Raw genomic sequence first — 19,217 nt, 5'->3', positions numbered from 1 at the left:
GATATGAGGTTATGCACGTGACGGACAAAACAGCCATGCTTCCCGGAGGCTTTCTATATTTGCTAGAACAGGAAGAAAAGCGGAGGCAGCAGCGGGAGGAGACGGGGCTTCCGGCTCTCACAATACTGATCGACGCCGCTCATAGTGGAGGCGGCCAGGCCCGGCATATCCGGCGATTCCTGCTTGGCCTTTATAACGCGAGCCACTGGCCATTCGAGTTGAACCGGTTGAGGGCCTTGGATACCGAACTGCAACAGGCAGCCTTGCAGGTTCTGGCGCTGGATTGGAATGGCCGGGAGGTTCACACCTATTTGCCGCATGGTGATGAGTTATTTCAGTCCTGGTGGGAGCGGGAATCGGAAACTTGATAGCTGCTGGCCTACGTGGTTTGAAATTTACCCAACCAAACAATAGGCGTTACCTCACAGCACTGGGCTGAGCGCAGAGAAACTGGAAGGGGTTTCTCCCTAGTCGTCGCGACGTGGCGGTTGAAACTGAGGGTGTCGGGACGGCGACTACGCAAGCCTTTCGCGGTGCGTTCGCCACGAGAACACTATTTCTAGGTATCGATTGCCAAGTTGCTTTTCCATCATACGGAACATGGCATTATGTCCGTCAGTATAGGCCCCGATCAGGATCAAGGACGCAGAGCGGTACTGGCTCAGCCCGCTCATACTCTACGGCACTACCATTGCCGGTGGATGACCTTCACTCCAGCTGATCAACTCAGAGCTTTCCGAAATGTTATCCTGGGTGTTTGGGGTATCGCCTGTTGATTCATTTTCAAGTTAACCTGCCTCTACGGCCCGCTCTGTAGCGCTCAACCCGCCGCATCCCGGCCCCGATATCTGGCTTCTCCCGCCAGTTTGAGGTGTAACCTGGATCTGCGTGCTGATACGCTCCTTCAAGGCAGGCACGTGTGAAATAACGCCGATCAGCTTGCCGTCCTGCTGCAGACCCGAGAGAGTTTCCAAGGCAGTATCAAGGGCTTCATCGTCCAGCGTGCCAAAGCCTTCATCCAGGAACAGCGAGTCCACACGGACATTCTTGCTGGCCATATGGGACAGACCCAGAGCCAGGGAGAGACTGACGATAAAGCTTTCACCACCGGAAAGATTCTTCGTGGGCCGAATCTCCCCAGCCTGGTAGTTGTCAACCACGTTGAGCTCCAGGGGCTGAGCATCATGACGGACCAGCAAGTAGCGGTCGGTCATTTTTTGCAGTTGTCTGTTGGCGTGGCCAATCATCATTTCGAAGGTCAACCCCTGGGCAAAGTTTCTATACTTTTTACCGTCTGCGGATCCGATCAATTCGTGCAGGTTTTCCCACCTGCGACACTCTTTGCCCTGGGCCTCAATAGCCGCTTGTTTCTCTTTTATCCTCTCTTTGGCGGCCGTATTTTCGCTCAGCTTGTGCTTAAGACCGGCAATGATGTCCCGCAACTCCCTCAGAGACTCCTCGTACTCCTTGAATTGGGGTTCGAGCTCTTCCAGAGATTTGTCGGTCACTTTTCGGGCCATCTCTGTGGCCAAGCGCGTCTCCCGATCCTTTTGCCTGGCTTTCAGATCTGTTTGACGCTCATCCAGTTCATTGGCCTTAACCGCCAGCTCACCTCTCCGCTCAGAGGTCAATCTGGCTCCCAGAAACTGTTCTTCATCTGAAAAACCAACTGGCGTAAGTGCTTCGGAGAAATCAGTTTCCATCCTTCCCAGTTCCGGCTCTCGCTGGTCGATCCGCTTTCTCAGGGATTCGACATGGGCCTTTGCGGTATGCCACCTTTGCTGTAGTTGATTATGCTGATCTCTGGCCTGCCTCTCGGCAACTTCGGCGTCAAATACCGTCTTATTCAAACCGCGCTCTTCTTCGTTGGGATTCCTGTCGTCGTAAAGTGCTTTGCGCTCATCATTTCCTGCGGCAAATTCCGTTTTCAGTGTTTCCAGGCGCTCCCGTTTTTCGGCAAGGGAAGTGCTTTGGGTTTCGATAACCGCATCCAGTCTCTTGATCTCACTGTCGAGGTCGGCAACCTGTTTCTCGATGTCTGCCTTCTTCTTGACTTGGGCCTGCCATTCCTTCAGCCGTGCTTTGAGGGTCTCGAGCAGCGATGAAATGTCCGTTTCAGGGATGTTCTCAATACCAAGCGGCAGGAGCCTGGAGGAAACGGCGTGCCTGCGTTCGGCAAAGTCTGCACGGAGCTTTTCCAAGCTGCCCTTTACCTCGGCAAGTGTTCTTTCGGCTGCCTTTTTGTCATTAGCCGCCGCTGACTCCAGCTTTTCAGCCTCCGTCAGGTTTTTACGGGCCAAGCTTTCAGCTACTTCGAGCTTCTTGATGGCGGCTTCCTGATCCTCGGCTTTGTTGATCAGTTTGGTCAGCGCTTCAATCTTCTGTTCGGCTTCATCAGAGGCAGGCACATTCCCTTCCGCGAAGGGATGCTCGGTGGCCCCACAAAGTGGGCAGGGCTTGCCGTCTTCCAGTTTCGCCCGGTGATCTTCAAGCTCCGCTATTTTCGTCAGGAAGGCCATTTCACGCAGCAGAGTTTCCTTCTCCGTGCGATATTCGCGCAGCAAGCGGCCCCCCAGTAGCTGGCTCAAAACATCTTTGCCTTGCTGAAGCTGCTTTGATGCGTCCTCCAGCTCCTGCTTCCGAATGCCGGATTGCTTCTGACAGTCGTCGAGTGACGTTGTCGCCTGTTTCAAAGCGTTCTCGGCCGTTTCTTGATCGCTCTCTTTTTGAAGGGCTTCGCTTTGCCTAAAGAGCAGGCCTCTCAACTGCTCTTCAACACCAGCCAGGCCGCCGATCAGCCATTCATCCCGGGCATGCTCCTTGAGATACCCTTCAACAAGCTCCAATGCCTGTTGGGCCTTAATACGCTTCTCCTGTTCCTTGAGCCGGGTTTGTGTATCTGCGTCAATCTTTGCCGAATCCTTCTTGCAGGCCTCATCACCCGCCGTAACTGCCTTTTCCTGATCGGCAAGCTTCTGATCGAGGGAGCGAACCTTTTGCAATATCGGTGCGGCCGCTTTCAGCTCTTCTTTGGCCCGAGCGGTTTGTTGCTCAGCCGCGCTCATCGTCTCGGCTTGCTCCTTGGCGGAGGATTCCAATCCAGGGAGCGCCTCCTCCTCAGTTTTCAATGCCTCTCTGTCATCTGCCTGCTGTTTGCGGGTGGCCATAAGCGTTGCATATACGCCATCAAGCGAGGAGGCACTCAAAGCCCGGTTGAGCCTTTCACGATCGGGCTTGAACGCCCTAATATCAACATGCAGCTTGCTATCCTCATCGGCAAGATTGACGATTTCCTTCTTTAATCCATCGATGATGGAGAGCCAGGCAATGGCCTTTCCGGCCTCGGCGGACTTGGCGGCGAGGTCTGTTTCCTCCTTCTGCCTTGTCTCGAGTGTCTGCGCAATCTCTTGTTCCTGCTCCGGCTCGAGAATCGCGATGCCTGCTGTTTCAGCCTGCAGTAGGCTCAGCTTTTCTCGCTCTTCTCGCTGTCGCTCATGGACGCGAACGGATATCTGGCTGTAGATCTCTGTGCCCGTGATCTGCTCCAGGATCGGAGCCCGATCATCCGGTGCCGCCTGAAGGAACGCGGCGAAGCCGCCCTGGGCAAGCAACATGGAACGGGTAAAACGATCAAAGTCCATACCGGTAGCCGACTCGATCTGGTCGGCTACACCTCTCATCTTGGATTCGAAGATCTCGCCGGAATCAGCATTGGCAATTTCATGTTTCGGAGCCTGGAGCTCGCCATCCGGCTTCTTGCGTGCCCGATGTTGGCTCCAATGACAGCGGTAACGCCCACTCTGGGTTTCGAAGGTCACCTCGGCAAAACATTCGCCGGTCTGCCGGGACATGATTTCGTTTCCGCTCTTGGTAACCTTGTTCAGGCGAGGCGTCCGCCCATAGAGGGCAAGACAGATAGCATCGAGGATCGTAGTCTTACCCGCGCCGGTCGGGCCGGTAATGGCGAAGATGCCGTCAGACGCGAAGGCTGGGTGCATCAGGTCGATTTCCCACTCGCCTACCAGGGAGTTCAGGTTTTTGAAGCGTACCTGCAGTATTCTCATCGACAGCCCCTCTATTCCGCTTTCACGTCGTCTTCATAGAGAGACGAAACAGTTTCCTGGTAGGCCCGTAGCAGTTCAGGCCGCTGGTCTTCAGGCACTTCATGAACGGCTAGGCAGCGCTCGAACACGTCGTTCACATCCAGGTCGTCGAGTGTCTCCTCTTCATGGATTTGTCCCAGCACATGGTCGATGATGCGGTTGTTTTTGATCCGGAGGATCTCCACTCCAGTGCCAGAGACGGCGGTCTCCAGACGTTCGCGCAGGTCGCCAATGACCTCCTCACCTTCGTAGATGACTTCGACCCAGCCTTGAAAGTCTGTTGCCGACAGCTCGAGCATACGGCTTGAGATGCTCTCCCAGTCTCCCTTAACGCGCTCCAGCTTTTGAAACACTGGCACGTCGATCAGTTGCACGGATGGCGGCTTGCCCTGGCCCTCTTCATGATTAAAAACAACCAGGCAAACGCTCTTTTGCTGTTTTGCCTCCCCGAACCCCATGGGCAGAGGGGAGCCACTGTACCTGATGGTCTCTAGGCCATTCACCTTCTGAGGGACGTGGAGGTGTCCAAGCGCCAGATAGTCAAAGCTCGCTGGAAAAATCCCGGCCGTCACATGAGCCAGGGAGCCAACGTAGAGTTCGCGTACACCATCACCATCGATGGTTTGTCCGCCGGCAGTAAACAGGTGCCCCATGGCCACAATGGGAATATCCACTCCGAGTTCCTCACGTTTCTGCTCAGCGAAGGCGGCGACTTCGGCGTAATGAGACCGGATCCCCGCAAGTAGTTTCCGCTCCTTGTCCTCGACACTCTCACCCGCCTCCGCCACCCGGATATCCCTGTCCCGGAGGTAGGGCACGGCGCAAACAATCAGCTCCGGAGCGTTCAGCTCACTGCGGAGCACCAGCACTTCGTCTTCCAGGGACTCAGAGCTACTGCCGACCACGTGGACATTCAGCGCTTTGAGCAGCTCCCTGGGGGCATTGAGAAAAGATGGTGAATCGTGGTTGCCCGCGATAACGACAACATGCCGGCAGGATGAGGCAGCCACCCGGCACAGGAACCGATAATAGAGCTCCTGGGCACGATTGCTCGGAGCGCTGGTGTCAAAGACATCACCGGCCACCAGAAGAGCATCGATTTCATTCTGCTGAATCGTCTCCGCCAGCCAGGTCAGAAAGGAATCGAACTCCTCGTAACGTTTTCTGCCGTAAAGAGTTCGGCCGATATGCCAGTCGGATGTGTGGAGGATTTTCATACTGCTACCCCGCCACCGCAGAGGCGAGGCGCTTCGCGTATTCTTCACGCCAGCTTTTCAATGAAGTCATGTCGGCCAAAAGATCATCTGGCTTCGGCAGCTCCACAGGTGATTCTGTCGGCTGCGAGTGTTCAAACCCGGAGTACTTGGTCATGAGCGAATCAAGGAGATTGCAATCCGCGTCCTTCAATTTGGCCAGATCCTTGAGCTTTAACGTATGGACCGGTCGTTGGAATCTTTGAACCACCCCACACAGCAGATCATTTTCAATAGAGCGCTCCACCAACGTCCTGAAGTCGCTGCATATCGACTTCAGCAAGATTTCGGCATGTTCAAATTCGCCGTTCTCACTTGCCTTCTTTGCATCCTGATACCGCTGATTCATGAGTGTGTTCAGGGCGGATTTGATGTCACCCTGTGAAAGTGGAATGGGGGCTGGCTCTCCGGTACCCCAGTCCGCAGTGCGAATGCTCACCACATCGGGCTTAATGGTCTTTTTCTCGGCAAAATGCCTGACCGTTCCCAGCAGGGACAGGCGGTGAGTAAAGACAATGACCTGTTTATCCTGAGACAACTCGATCAGCCTTTGAACCACGGCCTCCTCATAGCTTTGGTCAAGCGAGGATATTGGATCGTCGAAGATAAACGGGGCTTGGTTGCTCTTGCCGGTGACGTCGGCCAAAAATGCCGCAATGGAAACGATCCGATTTTCTCCCTCGCTCAGGACATCGGCGAGCCCATTCTGAGAGGCCCCTCGAAGCTGGAGCTTATGAAGGACGCGGCCCTTGGAGACTTTTGATTTCACGAGCTCAACTTTAACCTGAGACGCGCCCAGGGCCTTGAGCTCCGCGTTGAACCTTTGCACGAACGCATCCGTGATCAAGGCTTCTGCCAGCTCCCCTTTCTTTTGGGACAGGGCTTTGGTGTTGGTCGACTTCTTGGCTTCCTGAATCTGGTTCAGTAGCTTCAATCGTGTGACTTCTTCATCAATGGCGGCGCGGTGCTCAGACAACCACTTTCTGGCCTGCAGGCTGTTTAGCTTTTTCTTGATCTCCTCTCGATTGTCGTTTTTGGCGTCTTCGTCATATTTTGCCGCGAGTTCACCGAGGCTTTGTGACTGGGCGCTGGCTTCTTCGATCCAGTTCGGTGAGAGCAAAGGATCGGGAATGGCTTCTTCGGAATCGATTTCAGCCAGCTGGTCTTTCCTGGTCTGCAATTGAGCAAAGAAATCCGTAACCTGGTTGGCGACTTCATCCTGTGGAATGCCTGCCGCATCGATACGCGTCTTAAGCGTCTCCGATGTCGGTAGCGCCTCGATAGTTTGACTGGCGGTTTCATATTCCTTGGCCGCATCCGTTGCGGCTTTCTGCATTTCGCCTTTCACGAAGTTTTCGAAGGAGATCAATCGGTCCTTGGCCTCCTGGGTCAAAGTCTGATGGCACAGGACGCAACGGGAACCATCAGATACATTAGGGTACTCAGCTTCTTTGTAGGCAGCCGATACGGAGTAGTTCCGGGCCGCTTCCCATAGCTCTTTCCAGACATTAGAGCCAATGCCTTCCAACTCGCTGCCGGAGAATACCTTTTCCGCCGCCGTATCTGCCGCTGTTTTCTTGAGGATCGACTTCTTCTTGGCAGCAATGATCCGTCGGTAATTCTCGTCCGATAGTTGCTCCAGATACTTTTGGGCATCCTGAACCAGAGTGTCGATATGCTGTTTCTGTTTTCTTAGCTGCTTCGCTTTTTCCGCTGGTGCCTGTTCAGCAAGGCGCTGTTGCAGCGTTTGCATCTCGGTCTCGTCAGCGCCACCAAATGCGCAATGTTTGTCGATGTCTTGGATGGTGGTCTTGGCGCTGATGGCCTCGTACCAGATGCCTTCAGGAGTTACCTTCTTGTCAGCGGGGATATTCGGCTTTTTGGACTGGTGCCGGTTGGCCTCAGTGTCCAAGGCCGATGCGACCTTTTCGCATGCGAGGATGAGCGAGCTGAAAAACGATAATACCGGCGGCTCATAGCTCACCTCGTCTTCGCTGCTGACAAAGAACTTGCCAAACGAGGTGTCGAAAATATCAACGCTCTTGAGGTCATCGCAGACACCTTGTCCTGACCAGGTATGAGTCTTCAGTACGCCGTCCTGCTCAAACGAAATGCAGGCTTTCTGTGCGGCAGCTCCGGGCTTATAGACATTGCGGTGAAGGGTACCCGTCTCGCGGGCACCGCATACATGCTTGAGAAGCCTGACGTAACCGGATTTGCCTGACCCGTTGTTGCCATAAACAATCGTGATATTGCCCTTACCAAACTCAAGTGGTTTTTTCGGGGCAAGGGCGTTTACTCCTTCGACATCACTGATTGAACACAAACGCAAGGTGCCTGCTGTGCCCTGGGAGAACGCGGTAGCGGGAAAGGAACAGGTCGTTTTGGGCAATGTCCCGTTAGCCTCCTGCTGGCACAGGGTTGCGAGGTCAGAGACGTCTTTGTCAGTAAGCTCAGACTGCTGGAGTAGCCGAGTAGCCGCAATCTGGAACCACTGGGCGCGCCCTGAAAACCATTTGGTCAGTGATGCCGTTACGCTGCTCATGTTATTCCCCCTCAGTTCCATTCGGCTTTTGTTTAATAAACGTTACCTCAAAGGCCTTGCTAGACCGAAACTGCTGCAACCGGTTGGCAAACGCGAAGGCTTCATTCATCTCGTAGTGCTGGAAGATGTCCAGCCCTCGATCCAGTGAAATCTTCCAGCCGTGATCTGTAACGATATGACGGGCGTGAATGGTGCCGCTTTCATCAAACTCCCAGGTGAAGTCGATGCCCACGGTGCGAGCGGATTCCTGGATTTTTTCAAAACTCTCGTCTTGCAGGTCACCCTTGAACTCGTCCCTGACGGTGACGAGGTGAACCTCCACTTCATCTTCTTCGGCCTTGTTCTTCACGATGGCTTCGAGAAACTCCATGAAATTGCGGATCTGGTAGAAAAGCCGGATGTAGGGGTCTGTGACGGTGATCTTGCTGGCTCCTTTCAGGTATGCGCCAAACAAGCCGTCGAATGAGATGCCCTTCTGATTTTCCTGGAAGGTCAGGTGCTTTTCTTCCAGTACTGGCTCGGGGGCATTCAGCTCTTCTGGCTCGACACCTTTAACGTCCGCTGTTGGCTCGGGTTCTACTCCCTCGTCATCAGGAGTCGAGACCGTCTGGTGGTAGTAGCCTGGGTACTCTTCCTCCTCAAGTGTCGTGACCAGTATTTCCTGGCCTTGTTGATCCTGATAGGAAAAGCGTACTTCGCCGTAGGTGGTATCAATCCGCTGTAACTGGTCCTTGACCCGCTTGCGCCCCTCAATGGCAAAGCGCAGCACTTCTTCAACCTCTTCCCTGGTCGCTCCCCCCTGGGGGAACAGGATCTTCATCAAGCCGGAAAAGGTCTTGTTAATACCGTCCCGATCACGGGTCGAGATATCCGAAGAAAGGGTAAAGTGCTCCTTATACTGGTCGGAGTAATCGTAGTTCCGCATCGAGCGCAGGATTTCTGCAAGGTAGTCCACCACGAAGCCATAGCCGTCGGAGAACATCTCGCCCCGGATGATGTCGACCTCCCATCCCGGAATATAGAAGTGGATCCGGTCCAGAAAGGCAGAATCGTAGAACTTGTCCGGCAGTTCATCGAACAGGTCTGAATGCTTCAGCATGTAAGGAACAGTGTGCCGGGTGTTCCCCACGAACACCATGGACGCCTCGGCGCCCAGGGTTTCCACGCCACGGGAGAAGGACTTGTTGGCCATGTAGTTCTTCATGATGTCGACCAGGGCCTTGTCGACTCGCTTCTGTTTACCGGCGAATTCGTCAAAGGCCACGCAATCCCAGTAGCCCACCAGGCCGATTTTGCCGCTGGAGTTATTCACAAACAGCTTGGGTACGGTGACTTCACCACCGGAAACCAGGATCCCATGGGGCGAGAATTCGGAGTAAACGTGGGATTTACCCGTCCCCTTGGGGCCAAGTTCGATAAGGTTGTAGTTCCGCTCGCAGAACGGAATCAATCGGACCAGTTGCGTCAGCTTGCTGCGCCGTCCGAACATCTCCGGGTTAAAGCCGATACTCTGGATCAGCAGGTCAATCCACTCATCGGTGCTGAACTGCTGCCGCGCGGCAACGTAGGCGTCGTAGTCGAAGTGCGATAGCTGAATCGGCTTGAGGGTGGACAGAATCCAGGGGCTGACGTTCTGGTCTTCAGAAAATACGTATTCGATGTCCGCAATGCACCATACGCCGCTTACCAGCAGTTTGGGGTGGGCCTTGACGGTCCCAGAATCCACCAATACCTTCTTGATTCCCAGGTTGGAAAACTGCGCCTCGTAGGCATCCGTCTTCTCATTCAGGGCCACACTGATCTTGTCGATAACCTTGTAGCGCCCCTTTTCCTTGATATTCGAGCGCACCAGTCCGGCCTCGTTCCGGTGGACATAGTGCTTGGCCAGAATCTCCTTGACCGTTTCAATCCCTGTTTTAATCGTGGCCTCGTCGTTAGTGGCGCAGTATTGGCCGAGCAGATACTCCAGCACGTATGAGGGAACGATGGCGTTGCCCTTGACCGTTTTCACCAGGTCTTTGCGCACCACCAACCCGGGGAAGTGTTCGTTGATCTTTTGGTCAAGCGTACTCATTGGCTATAACCCTCAGAAATCAAAATCGCTGGTAAAGGACCGCCGCATCAAATACCTGAGCGACTTGTATTCCTTGTAGTGGGAGGTGCCGGCGTGCTGTTCTTCCAGCTTCAGGAAAACCTCCTGGCCGTTGGCCTCGTCCGCCTTGCGGCTGAGCACAAAGCGCACCTGAAGCTCCCGCTCGCGGGGGTTCTCCGAGGTCAGGTCAAACGACAGTTCGTGACTGTCCGAAATCAACTCCCCTGACTGGGTATAAATCCCAGCCCGCAGGTGGCGAGGCTGTACTTTCTCGGTAACCGGTCCGGACTGATACAAGGTGACGGCCAGTTGGCCGGAAGTGATCACCGAGCTGGCCCCACGCAGGATGTCCACCTCAACGGCGCTGACATCACTCTGGCGCTTCTTGTTAACCTTCAGGACTGGAATCACAACCTCCTGAAGGGATGCGCCGCCATGCACAAAGCGGCTGCCAGAGCCTTTAAGACGCAGCCGGTTGATGGACTTGGGAATCTGCACTTCCATATCGCCATCCAGCCCAAGCTGCTCAGACGAGAAGTGATGGAAGGCCGGAGAGGCGGACAGCCCCTTACCCAGCACGAACCGACGGTCCCGGTAGCGAATATCATCGCCAGAAACGGCATCGCCCAGGAAATCACTCTCATCCAGCTCACGGTTCTGGTAAATAAAGCCATGGTCAGCGGTGATCAGCAGGTTATTGGCGTTGGCCGCCGTGAGCTTCTTGATCAGTCGAATCAGGTCATCCAGGGTTTGTTCTGCGGCTTCAAAGGCCTGCCCCTCTGAATGCATCTTGTCGCCGGTGTGATCGATGCGGTTGTGGTAGATGTACAGCACATCATTACCCTTGAGCAGCTCACGGCTGTCTTCCCGGTTGAGCTGCATAAAATCCTCCGCCTTGACGGCCTGGCCCCGACCATCCAAGGCGGCCTGCAGGATTTTGGTACGGTTGACCGTGCCCTGTGAGCTTTGGCCATCCACCAGTACCGTACCGGTATCGTTGTCGGCGATTGCCAGGGACTTGTTGGGCAGTAGCGCCGCCATACCGAGCTGGGTATAGCTGGGAAGGGTCGAGAGTGCCGGTTCAAGCTCCGCGCTGTAGCGATCTTCCTGCCGGATAAGGCCCAGCAGCTCATCACCAATCTCATAGCGCATGGCGTCGGAAATGATCACGCAGATCCGTTTGTCCTTGCACAGGTACGGGCGAACCCAGTGCTCGAAAAAGGCTGTTTGCTGAACGACCGGATAGGCCTCCCAGCGCGGCGCGGCATCCACGTGAACCTGGAAGCCGTCGCCCAGCTTGAGCAGGTAGTTGTTGGAATACAAATTCTCCACCTGCTCACTGAGATCGCCCATTAACGATGCCTGGCCGGACATGCGCACATGGTAGGTAAATTTGCGGTAGAGCTGATCCAACTGGAACCAGGAACGGCTGTATCGCTGAACGCCGTCGGAGAGGCTGTCCATGGTGAGACGAGCCTCACCGAGCATCTGGACAAAACGGGCCGCAAACTCAATGGCTTCATACAGGTGGCGGAACTCCCCGTACCAGTGGCCCTGGCGCCGCTGCCGTACCCACAATGCCACATCGCCACTAGTGACCGTGCGGCCTACCACCGCCCGCACCAGGTCACTGATAATCTTCTGGTCGATTAGCCGGAAGTAATCCAGCTCAACCAGGTCCCGGAAGTCCCGCTTACCCAGATCCTGCTCAATGCCCAGCACCTCGGCACACTCGGCAGACAGGGTTTCAAACCCCTGCTCGAACTGCCGGCTGTCTTTCCAGCGCTTGAGGAACACCAGGGCGTCGCCGGTCAGTTTGACATCGCCATCGGTACCCATGGCGTAGCAGGACTTGAACAGCTCGATCACGAAATCGCGCAGGCTGGGTTCACTGGCCTCGTAGCCGTAGAAACGGGTCAGTTGCTCCCACAGGAAGCTGCCCAGACCACAGCGCTCAATCAGCCGGATGCCATCATCACGGTCTTCAGCCAGTTGCTGCAGCAGGGTTTCCACCACCGAGTCCATACGGGGCTCGCTACCGGCACACACGGCCAGCATCTTCAGGCGCAGCTGGCCGGCGGTATCGTCCGGCTTCAGCAACTTCTTCAGTGCCTCCTTGCGCTTGATCGCCTGAAAGAACTCCGTATGGGCCTGAGCTATCTCGGCGAACTCCAGGCCCAACTCCAACTCGGACAGCCAGATGGCCACCTGGTCGGTCCGGAACTCGCCGTGGGCCAGCTGTACGTCCAGCAACCAGTTGTCCAGATCCTCCGGTTGTGGCCCTTCTTTGTACAGCAAGAATTTCTGTTCCGGTGCCTCCCGCAGGATGCGATGTTTCAGGCCGTACTCGTTGTTGGCGATCTCCAGCTTCTCCACGTCCGGAATGGAAACCGCCTCGAAATCACCGCGCAGCTCTTGCTTGGTGTCGTACCAGAAAATGATCCGGTGCTTGTCAAACAGTCGCGTCAGAGCCGTTTGAATCTGGCTGCTCATGAGACCACCTCTTCCAGCTCTTCGTCTTCACTGTCAGCCACACTCTCCGCCGCCAACGGCGCGGACATGTAAACTCGGGATATCAAGCGCTGTTTTAGGGCTTCTCGCCTTGCCAGATAGAACGCCTTGAATGAAATAAATTCCAGATCCACATTCTCGATGAGCAGATCACTAGGGGTCAGGTGCACATTCTGGTCAGAAAGCCATTCCTTCAAAGGGCGGTCTTTCTTCGCAAGGTTTTGCGAATGATTCAATAGGTGAAGATTGGGGATCGCATTCCAGTGGACCGGATTACGATAAAACGCCATCAAATGCTCGTCATCCTGTAAGAAGCTAGCTTTATTTAGCAATTTCTTGTCAAAAGCTGCCCTTGGGTGAAGGTGATCAATGTGAAATACCTCTGAAACGTTCATTTCCGGGAACAGCAAATGCAGTAACGCGCGGCAGCGCCCCTCTCCGTGCTGCGTTTCCAGCAGTTTATCGAGGGTTTCTTCATCGAAACGCAGATCCTTGTTCGTCGCCTTGTAACGCTTGATGATTGCCGGTAACGGGAAGGTATCGTCGGTGAGGTGTTTTACTAGAACATCCCTCATGCTGCTTAAAATGGAGTCGGCTTGACCGCCGAAGACCCCTTTCAACAGCGCCATGTAAAACCACTGGCTGATTACCGCACGTTGCTCATGGCATTTCGCCAGATTATTAATTTTCCTGAAGAGCGGCTCTCCTGCTGAGCACTTTTTATACAGGTAATAGCAGATCGGAATGACAGCATTCCTGGAGGTCAGGGATTGCGGCGTAATGCCGAACCTCCGCACGAGGCGGAATGTTTCGGTAATACACTCTTTGATATCGGGCCACTCTTGCTGGATTCGAGCAACCTGCTCGCCCTTGAAATTTCTCACTTTGAAACGGACATCGGCTTCCGTGAGCATCAAGCAAGTTTTCAACAACCAGTCACGCTCTATGTAGAAACCCATCTCCGTGTTCTGATGGATGTGCTGGGTCAAGTCGTCAAGCTCTTTCCGAAAATCTCCATCCCAGTGGGCAACGGCAATCGACATCAGCAGGTCAGAAAAGTCCAGCTTGGTGCCTCCGCTGTTGGTGCGGATAAATACATCTAAAACATGGTCAATTTCCTGGCTGTTCTCTTTGAAGTAGTGAATCACTCTCTGTGAGCGAAACGCATCGTAGAGTTGCCCAAGCGTATCCAATGAATATTCATTATCTTCAAGCCCGTGCTGAGTCACGTATGGTTTTACAACTTGACTCCAAACGTGATGCGCACCATCGACATGACTAAATTTCAGAAGATCGTGCATGCAAAACCAGTGGTGCTTATGATCCGCTGACGCCAATGACTGTTGATACTGCTGATCCGTTAAGAATTTAAAGTTGTAATACATCAGGGACTCATCGTCCTCAGACTCTAATGGCGCCTTCAGGTCAAGATACAGCTTGCGGGGTGGCAAAACCTTGTCATCGCGAGTGCTCGGCCACCAAACCCTTGGTTTTTTGTATGCGTATGTACCGCAGAGACCAATGTAGAGGGATGTAAGACGCTGCTGACCATCGATGACAGCTCTGAAATCCTTATAACTGGCATTGGTAGGAACGTGGGGGTTCTCCTCACTGAAACGCTGGCAGTAGGATTTCAGGAACTCGTAGAATTTATAGTCGTTCTTGATGCTATCATCCTTGATTTCCCACATCATGAATGTGTTGATGGGGTAACCCCGCATGATGGAGTCGAACAGCACGCAGATCTGATGGCTGCTCCAGACGAACTTCCGCTGTATTGCCGGCAACAGATAGTCTCGCTGATTAATGGCATCAATCGCGTCTTTGATAGTAATGGCTTTTTCGTACTCACCTGCCATGCCGACAGCTCCTTACTGCTTCAGGACAAGCCTGGAATTTTCTTCAAGGCCTCGCCAAATTTCGGATAATTGGCCTTCACCCCGTCATCGAGATCAATTTCCACCTGTTCGGTGGCCAAGGGATAAAGTACATCCCGCTCGTAGTCATCCAACTCGGCTAGGATTTTGTTGATCTTCTCGATCTCTTTCAGGGCCTTGGTCTTATCACCCTGGGAGGCCCCGGCGCTGATACTGACGGCCTCCAGATGGTTTTTCCGGGCTTGCAGCTTCTCGTCTTTGAAATCCCGCAGGTACTCCAACACCGTGCCCACGGTGTGAGGCTGGTAGCGATGCATGTAGATCAACGCATTGAATGAGCCTTTGGGTGAGGAGAACAGCCAGTAAATGGGGCGTTTCTTGTAACGGCGCACGTGGTCGTTGTAGAAGTCCTTCAGGAAGTACTTGCGAATGTCTTTGCCCAGCGCCTGCTCGACAAAGCGGAGGTTTCCCTCATAGTGTTCTTCGCCAAAGGCGATCCGCAGGAATTCACGGAAGCGCTCGGTGATGTCGTCGTTGAACCAGTCACCGTCAAGCATAGGGATGACATTATCCTCGTCCGCCGGGAAGCTCGGCTCTGGGATCCGCTTCAGGTAGTCCTCGATGGTCTCGCCCTGATTGGCCAGGATCAGTCCCGGTTCTTCCAGGGCATAGCGACCGAACATGCAGCCTACGGCATAGGAGACCAGTTCGCGCATGGTGTCAGCCAGCAGAAACGCCTCCAGCTCCTCCTCACTTTTGTTGTTGCCATAGCGGTAGTGAGGGTTGCAGGTCAGAGTGACCTCCTCCAGCGGTACATCCGGCGTCAGCTCATCCTGGAGACCGTAAGCGTCAATGAAGGTGCGGTTGTTTTCTTCTTCCAGCTGCTGCATTCCATCCACCATGCCCTGCCAATGGGCGCGGAGGCGGACATAGGCACCCTTCAACGTCTCTGTGCGATGATCGGGTGAAAGCAGCGGGAGAGTGGTGAAATCCCAAGAGGTTTCGTAGGAATCCCAATCCCTTTTTGCGAGAGCTACACAGTCATCAGACACAGTCTCGTCAATTTCTTTAATGTATGGCAGGTTTTTAGCAGTTCCGACAGTTACGTTGACTGTGCTTCCTTGTATTTTCATCAATTGACTAATTGCACGACTGTTTAAAGCAGATAAAAGCACGTTCAGCTCTTCACCGAAAGCAGAGGGAGAGGCATCAACAAATGCATACTGTGCAGTACGCAACCGAAAAGAAGGACGCCCTGTAGCAACCTTCCCCCAAGACACGGCATCTCTGAAGAAGTACTGTGTGTTTCTTGGGACTGATTTCTCAAAATTTCTTATCTCAAAACCATCGTTCTCCCAATTCATTACGGTCCCATTGCTTCCATACCATTTCCTAAAACCGCCGGCCTTATCAGTTGGAACCCATTTCTCACTCCCCTCGGGATGAAATCTGATCTTGAAGCAGTCGACTTCCCAAAAGCTCCTAAGAAATCGAGGGTCATCCCTGGTTCCAAGCCCCTCTTTCACCTCAAAAAACTCCGCAACTTTTGGAATATTAAATGCTTCTCGAACTTTTTCAGATAACCAGTATGCAATCGGAGCTTCGGGAATTTTTAGAAAGTCCGCCGCTGAAGATCGAAAGAAGTATTTTTCAATGCTGTGCTCAGCTTTACCCGCCTTATCATTATTCATTATTATTCTCCGAATTTTGCTCCTTAACAGATGTGTTGACCTGCTGCCAATCACCCGCAACCACTTTCCAATCCAATTGGCGGTCCACCGTCTGACCATTGCTATTCTGACCTGACCACACAGCCCAGAAATCAGAGTCATCCGATTTTGGCCGATAATGCTCAGATAGTTGATTCATCCGCATTAGTACCGGCAATTCAGATACCCAGCCGAGCAAAATGGCGTGTCGGGAGGGGAGTGAAGATAGCTCCCTCAAGAGACAGTCAGAAAATACAGTTTTCATCGAACCACCTGATACGGAACGACCATATGCATCAGGTTTTCCTCATTAGCGGTGATAGAGGCTGGCAACTTAATTCTGTGACGTGGCAATCCCCTCACAAAATCATGGTGCTCCGTCTGATAAAAGTTTCTCAGAATGAATTCTATAAACCATCGAGGTGTTAACGGCGCTGATATAGGGATTCGGCAACCTTTCACATCACCCAATGTGAGGTGACTCTTGGGGTGGGTTACGTCAGCATACACGCCATCTCTTGCATCAAAATCGAAACGCAGGGGAAATGGAACTATTCTCCGCTGGACAATCTCAAGAAATAGATCATCACGCATGTAAGAATCTGGATCATCCTGAAACGGAAGCAAGCTCGGCGATGGATAAAATGAGAGCCGATGCTGTATCAACGCATTTTTCTTTATTCGATACATTAATTGAACAAGGGCGCCATCAACAAGTTTCATGTTGTACGAACGTTTGTCAGCAAGTTCGCTGTAAATCTCAGCATATTCTATATTGCCCAGCGCAATCGAAATGTGTTCCGAACCGCTGAAGGTAACATCCACTTGGTTACCATATGACCGGATCGCAGAAAAGTTTGCGTCGTCACAAATCCCTTTGCCGATCAGCTCAGAAATCAGACCATCAAGATCTTCTTTTATGCATTTCGGATTCAGAACTCTCATTCACGCCCCCCAAGTAGCTTTCGGAGCTTCTCGCGAGTCGCCTCATCAAGGTCTTCCGGATGTAGCTCACCGCTCTCCAAGTCGCCCAAAAGGTCAGCAAGCTGATTCTTTCTCTGCTCAAGGCGCTGTTTTTCTTGCGGGGATAAGTCTCGGTGAACAATGCGCAATTTGCTTAAAAGGTGTTCGTCGGGGTAATTGAAGTCTAGAACAAAAGCGTTTTGCTTAAGAACTTCAAACTCGTCGATCAAGGCTTGCATCCCGGGGCCATATCCGATGACACGAACCCAAGCTTTGCTTCGAGTAATAGCGGTAAAAAGGCGATTGCGAAGATTGGCCAGGCCAGGGCCGGAACCATTACAATCCTGAGCATTAATGACATACACCATACCGCCCTCATTTCCTTTGGCACGGTATATTCCAGTGAATGTCACGGATGGCGTATCGGTGCGGAAAAACACATCCGCGTCGGTATCCACACCCGCCAAGTGAGTCTGAACGCCTGACTCAAAGAGCTGTTTACGGATGGGCCCCGTACGACCACGGGCAGACCGAGGATCCGGATGAATTACGATGATGTCGTCATGGCGAAGCTCATCTTCGCTTAGATTGTGCTGTATCTGTTGAACAAGCCATGCATTCTGCGCCGCCTCATCTTCGAAACTAATAAATTGGACGAGATCATCAATATCAAACTGTTCCTCCAGAAACCTCGGGCTCGTCTCTGCAGTGCGCTCCAATACAACATGCTGACCTTTCGCCAGTTGCCCATCCTTAACCTTGTAACCAATTTCCTCCCATAGCGCTGGGTAATCAAACATCTGAACCAAGCCGGTCTCTGTATCTTGCGGAGCATTTCGGTATATACCGAATCCAAGGCCGTGGGCGGATACCAAAACCGGGCGTGAGTTTCGATAGCATTTTTGCAGGATTACGTCTCGCCTTCGATCATCACCGAAAGTGACCAATGGTTGCCCACGCTCATTATCTCCGAAAATAACCTCTGGCGGCGGAAGAGAAATTCCGGAAAGATTTTGAAGCTCGTCATACGCATAGACCAACCGTTTTGGCGGCTTTAGCATTGAGTAACAAAGCTTTAGAAAACTTGGTGCAAAGTCCTGTGCTTCATCCACAAGAAATGCATCGTAGAGATAAGCTTCATCCGAAGCATTTTGCAATGCTGCCTGACAAGCGCCATCGAAGGCGCGTTCGTTCCCGCCAAATCGGTTGGATGCACTTCTAAAGTCGAGAAATTCAGTCCCAGTTGCCCGACAATATTCGTAGTAAATACCGTCTCGGGCATCCCCCCCGGGCGCGCCCCATGCGTTGACGATTCGTATTTTTGTCCAGTCCGGCTCCTCACCGCTCTGCTCAATACAAAAGTTGTTGATCAAGCGCCGAAACTGCCCTTTGAGGGAGCGAGTATGGAAAGTTACAGCAATACGCCAGTCCGGGTACTGTGTGTGCAAATAAGCGGCCTTGAGTGCCAATACGATGGTTTTGCCTGAACCAGCCAGCCCCCGGATACGTTGAACACCATCTACCGTTTCGATGACGGCTTTGTTCTGACGATGATCGAGCGTCGCGATGGAATCTTCCAGCTGCTTGAGTTTCGCTCCACGTGAATCAGCCCGATGAACCTCTCGTTTGGAACGGCTTTTCCGAATACTGCTGAGGCTTTCGATGGCCGACAATGTCAACCGATAAAGATCTTCGCTGCTTTCAGGCCAGTCCAGCGTATTCAACACGTTAGCAAGGCCATGCTCATTGACAAGAGGGTAATCAGGTACTGCAACCGACTCGATATTGTCGATGCCAGGCGCGAACGAAATGACCCAAAGTGGTACCCGCAAATGACGCCCTTTGACCAACTCACGATGCAATTTCAATCGTGCCTCGATCTTGTTTGCCAAATCATCCTGGCGCTCTGTGTATTCCCCGACCTCTGGCCCCTCTATGAGATCGAATAGTACGATGCCTTTAGATGGGCTCACCAGTGTGGCATCAATCGAGTACTTGCCATCAGGTGTCGCAATCAGTGGGTATCCAGTGAAGGCTTCGCCCTCTAAATTTTGCAAAGCTTCGAGGCTCTGCTCCAGCACGTCGGTTGAGACTGGTTTCTTGTTTATACCTCTCGTAATCGTTAACTTATCTGCCATGTTCGACTCCTGATTCTTTAAAGACA

At 53.0% G+C, this 19,217-nt stretch carries 11 protein-coding genes; 1 reads left to right on the top strand and 10 read right to left on the bottom strand.

Annotated elements, in window-relative coordinates; translation table 11 throughout:
• The first annotated feature begins 17 nt into the window (after positions 1-17).
• Complete coding sequence (locus tag AC13CY_RS12220) at positions 18-368, top strand: DUF7673 family protein (protein WP_474791155.1); 351 nt, start codon at positions 18-20, stop codon at positions 366-368.
• Positions 369-788: 420 nt separating this feature from the next.
• Here the strand turns inward: AC13CY_RS12220 and AC13CY_RS12215 are convergent, their stop codons facing one another.
• From AC13CY_RS12215 to AC13CY_RS12170, 10 genes are read right to left on the bottom strand one after another with little or no spacing between them, the layout of a single operon-like run.
• Positions 789-4,064 (bottom strand): AAA family ATPase, encoded by a 3,276-nt coding sequence (locus AC13CY_RS12215; RefSeq protein ID WP_474791156.1) that lies wholly within the window; start codon positions 4,062-4,064, stop codon positions 789-791.
• A gap of 11 nt (positions 4,065-4,075) precedes the next feature.
• Positions 4,076-5,320, bottom strand: coding sequence for an exonuclease SbcCD subunit D C-terminal domain-containing protein (locus AC13CY_RS12210; RefSeq protein ID WP_483052591.1), 1,245 nt, complete (start codon positions 5,318-5,320; stop codon positions 4,076-4,078).
• 4 nt (positions 5,321-5,324) lie between these two features.
• Positions 5,325-7,901: an AAA family ATPase gene (locus AC13CY_RS12205; protein ID WP_483052590.1), complete on the bottom strand. Its 2,577-nt coding sequence runs from the start codon at positions 7,899-7,901 to the stop codon at positions 5,325-5,327.
• 1 nt (position 7,902) lies between these two features.
• Complete coding sequence (gene brxL / locus AC13CY_RS12200) at positions 7,903-9,975, bottom strand: BREX system Lon protease-like protein BrxL (protein WP_483052589.1); 2,073 nt, start codon at positions 9,973-9,975, stop codon at positions 7,903-7,905.
• 12 nt (positions 9,976-9,987) lie between these two features.
• Positions 9,988-12,486, bottom strand: a complete 2,499-nt coding sequence (gene pglZ, locus AC13CY_RS12195; protein ID WP_483052588.1) for a BREX-1 system phosphatase PglZ type A — start codon at positions 12,484-12,486, stop codon at positions 9,988-9,990.
• Positions 12,483-14,363, bottom strand: a complete 1,881-nt coding sequence (locus AC13CY_RS12190; RefSeq protein ID WP_172515126.1) for a DUF262 domain-containing protein — start codon at positions 14,361-14,363, stop codon at positions 12,483-12,485. Before AC13CY_RS12190 ends, pglZ begins: the two co-directional genes overlap by 4 nt.
• A 20-nt stretch (positions 14,364-14,383) precedes the next feature.
• Positions 14,384-16,072 carry a BREX-1 system adenine-specific DNA-methyltransferase PglX gene (pglX, locus tag AC13CY_RS12185; protein ID WP_483052587.1) on the bottom strand — a complete coding sequence of 563 codons (1,689 nt, stop codon included), beginning with the start codon at positions 16,070-16,072 and terminating at the stop codon, positions 14,384-14,386.
• Positions 16,065-16,355, bottom strand: coding sequence for a hypothetical protein (locus tag AC13CY_RS12180; RefSeq protein WP_475101987.1), 291 nt, complete (start codon positions 16,353-16,355; stop codon positions 16,065-16,067). The genes pglX and AC13CY_RS12180 overlap by 8 nt, the downstream gene beginning before the upstream one ends.
• Positions 16,352-17,035, bottom strand: a complete 684-nt coding sequence (locus AC13CY_RS12175; protein ID WP_475101989.1) for a DUF2290 domain-containing protein — start codon at positions 17,033-17,035, stop codon at positions 16,352-16,354. The genes AC13CY_RS12180 and AC13CY_RS12175 overlap by 4 nt, the downstream gene beginning before the upstream one ends.
• The gene (locus AC13CY_RS12170; RefSeq protein ID WP_483052586.1) at positions 17,032-19,191 is read right to left on the bottom strand and encodes a DEAD/DEAH box helicase; all 2,160 of its coding nucleotides are present in this window, start codon (positions 19,189-19,191) and stop codon (positions 17,032-17,034) included. The genes AC13CY_RS12175 and AC13CY_RS12170 overlap by 4 nt, the downstream gene beginning before the upstream one ends.
• Between the last annotated feature and the right edge of the window lie 26 nt (positions 19,192-19,217).

It is taken from the genome of Vreelandella sp. L-15 (assembly GCF_056857635.1).
The sequence above is the reverse complement of the archived record's forward strand: the minus strand, read 5'-3'. Positions and strand labels throughout refer to the sequence as shown.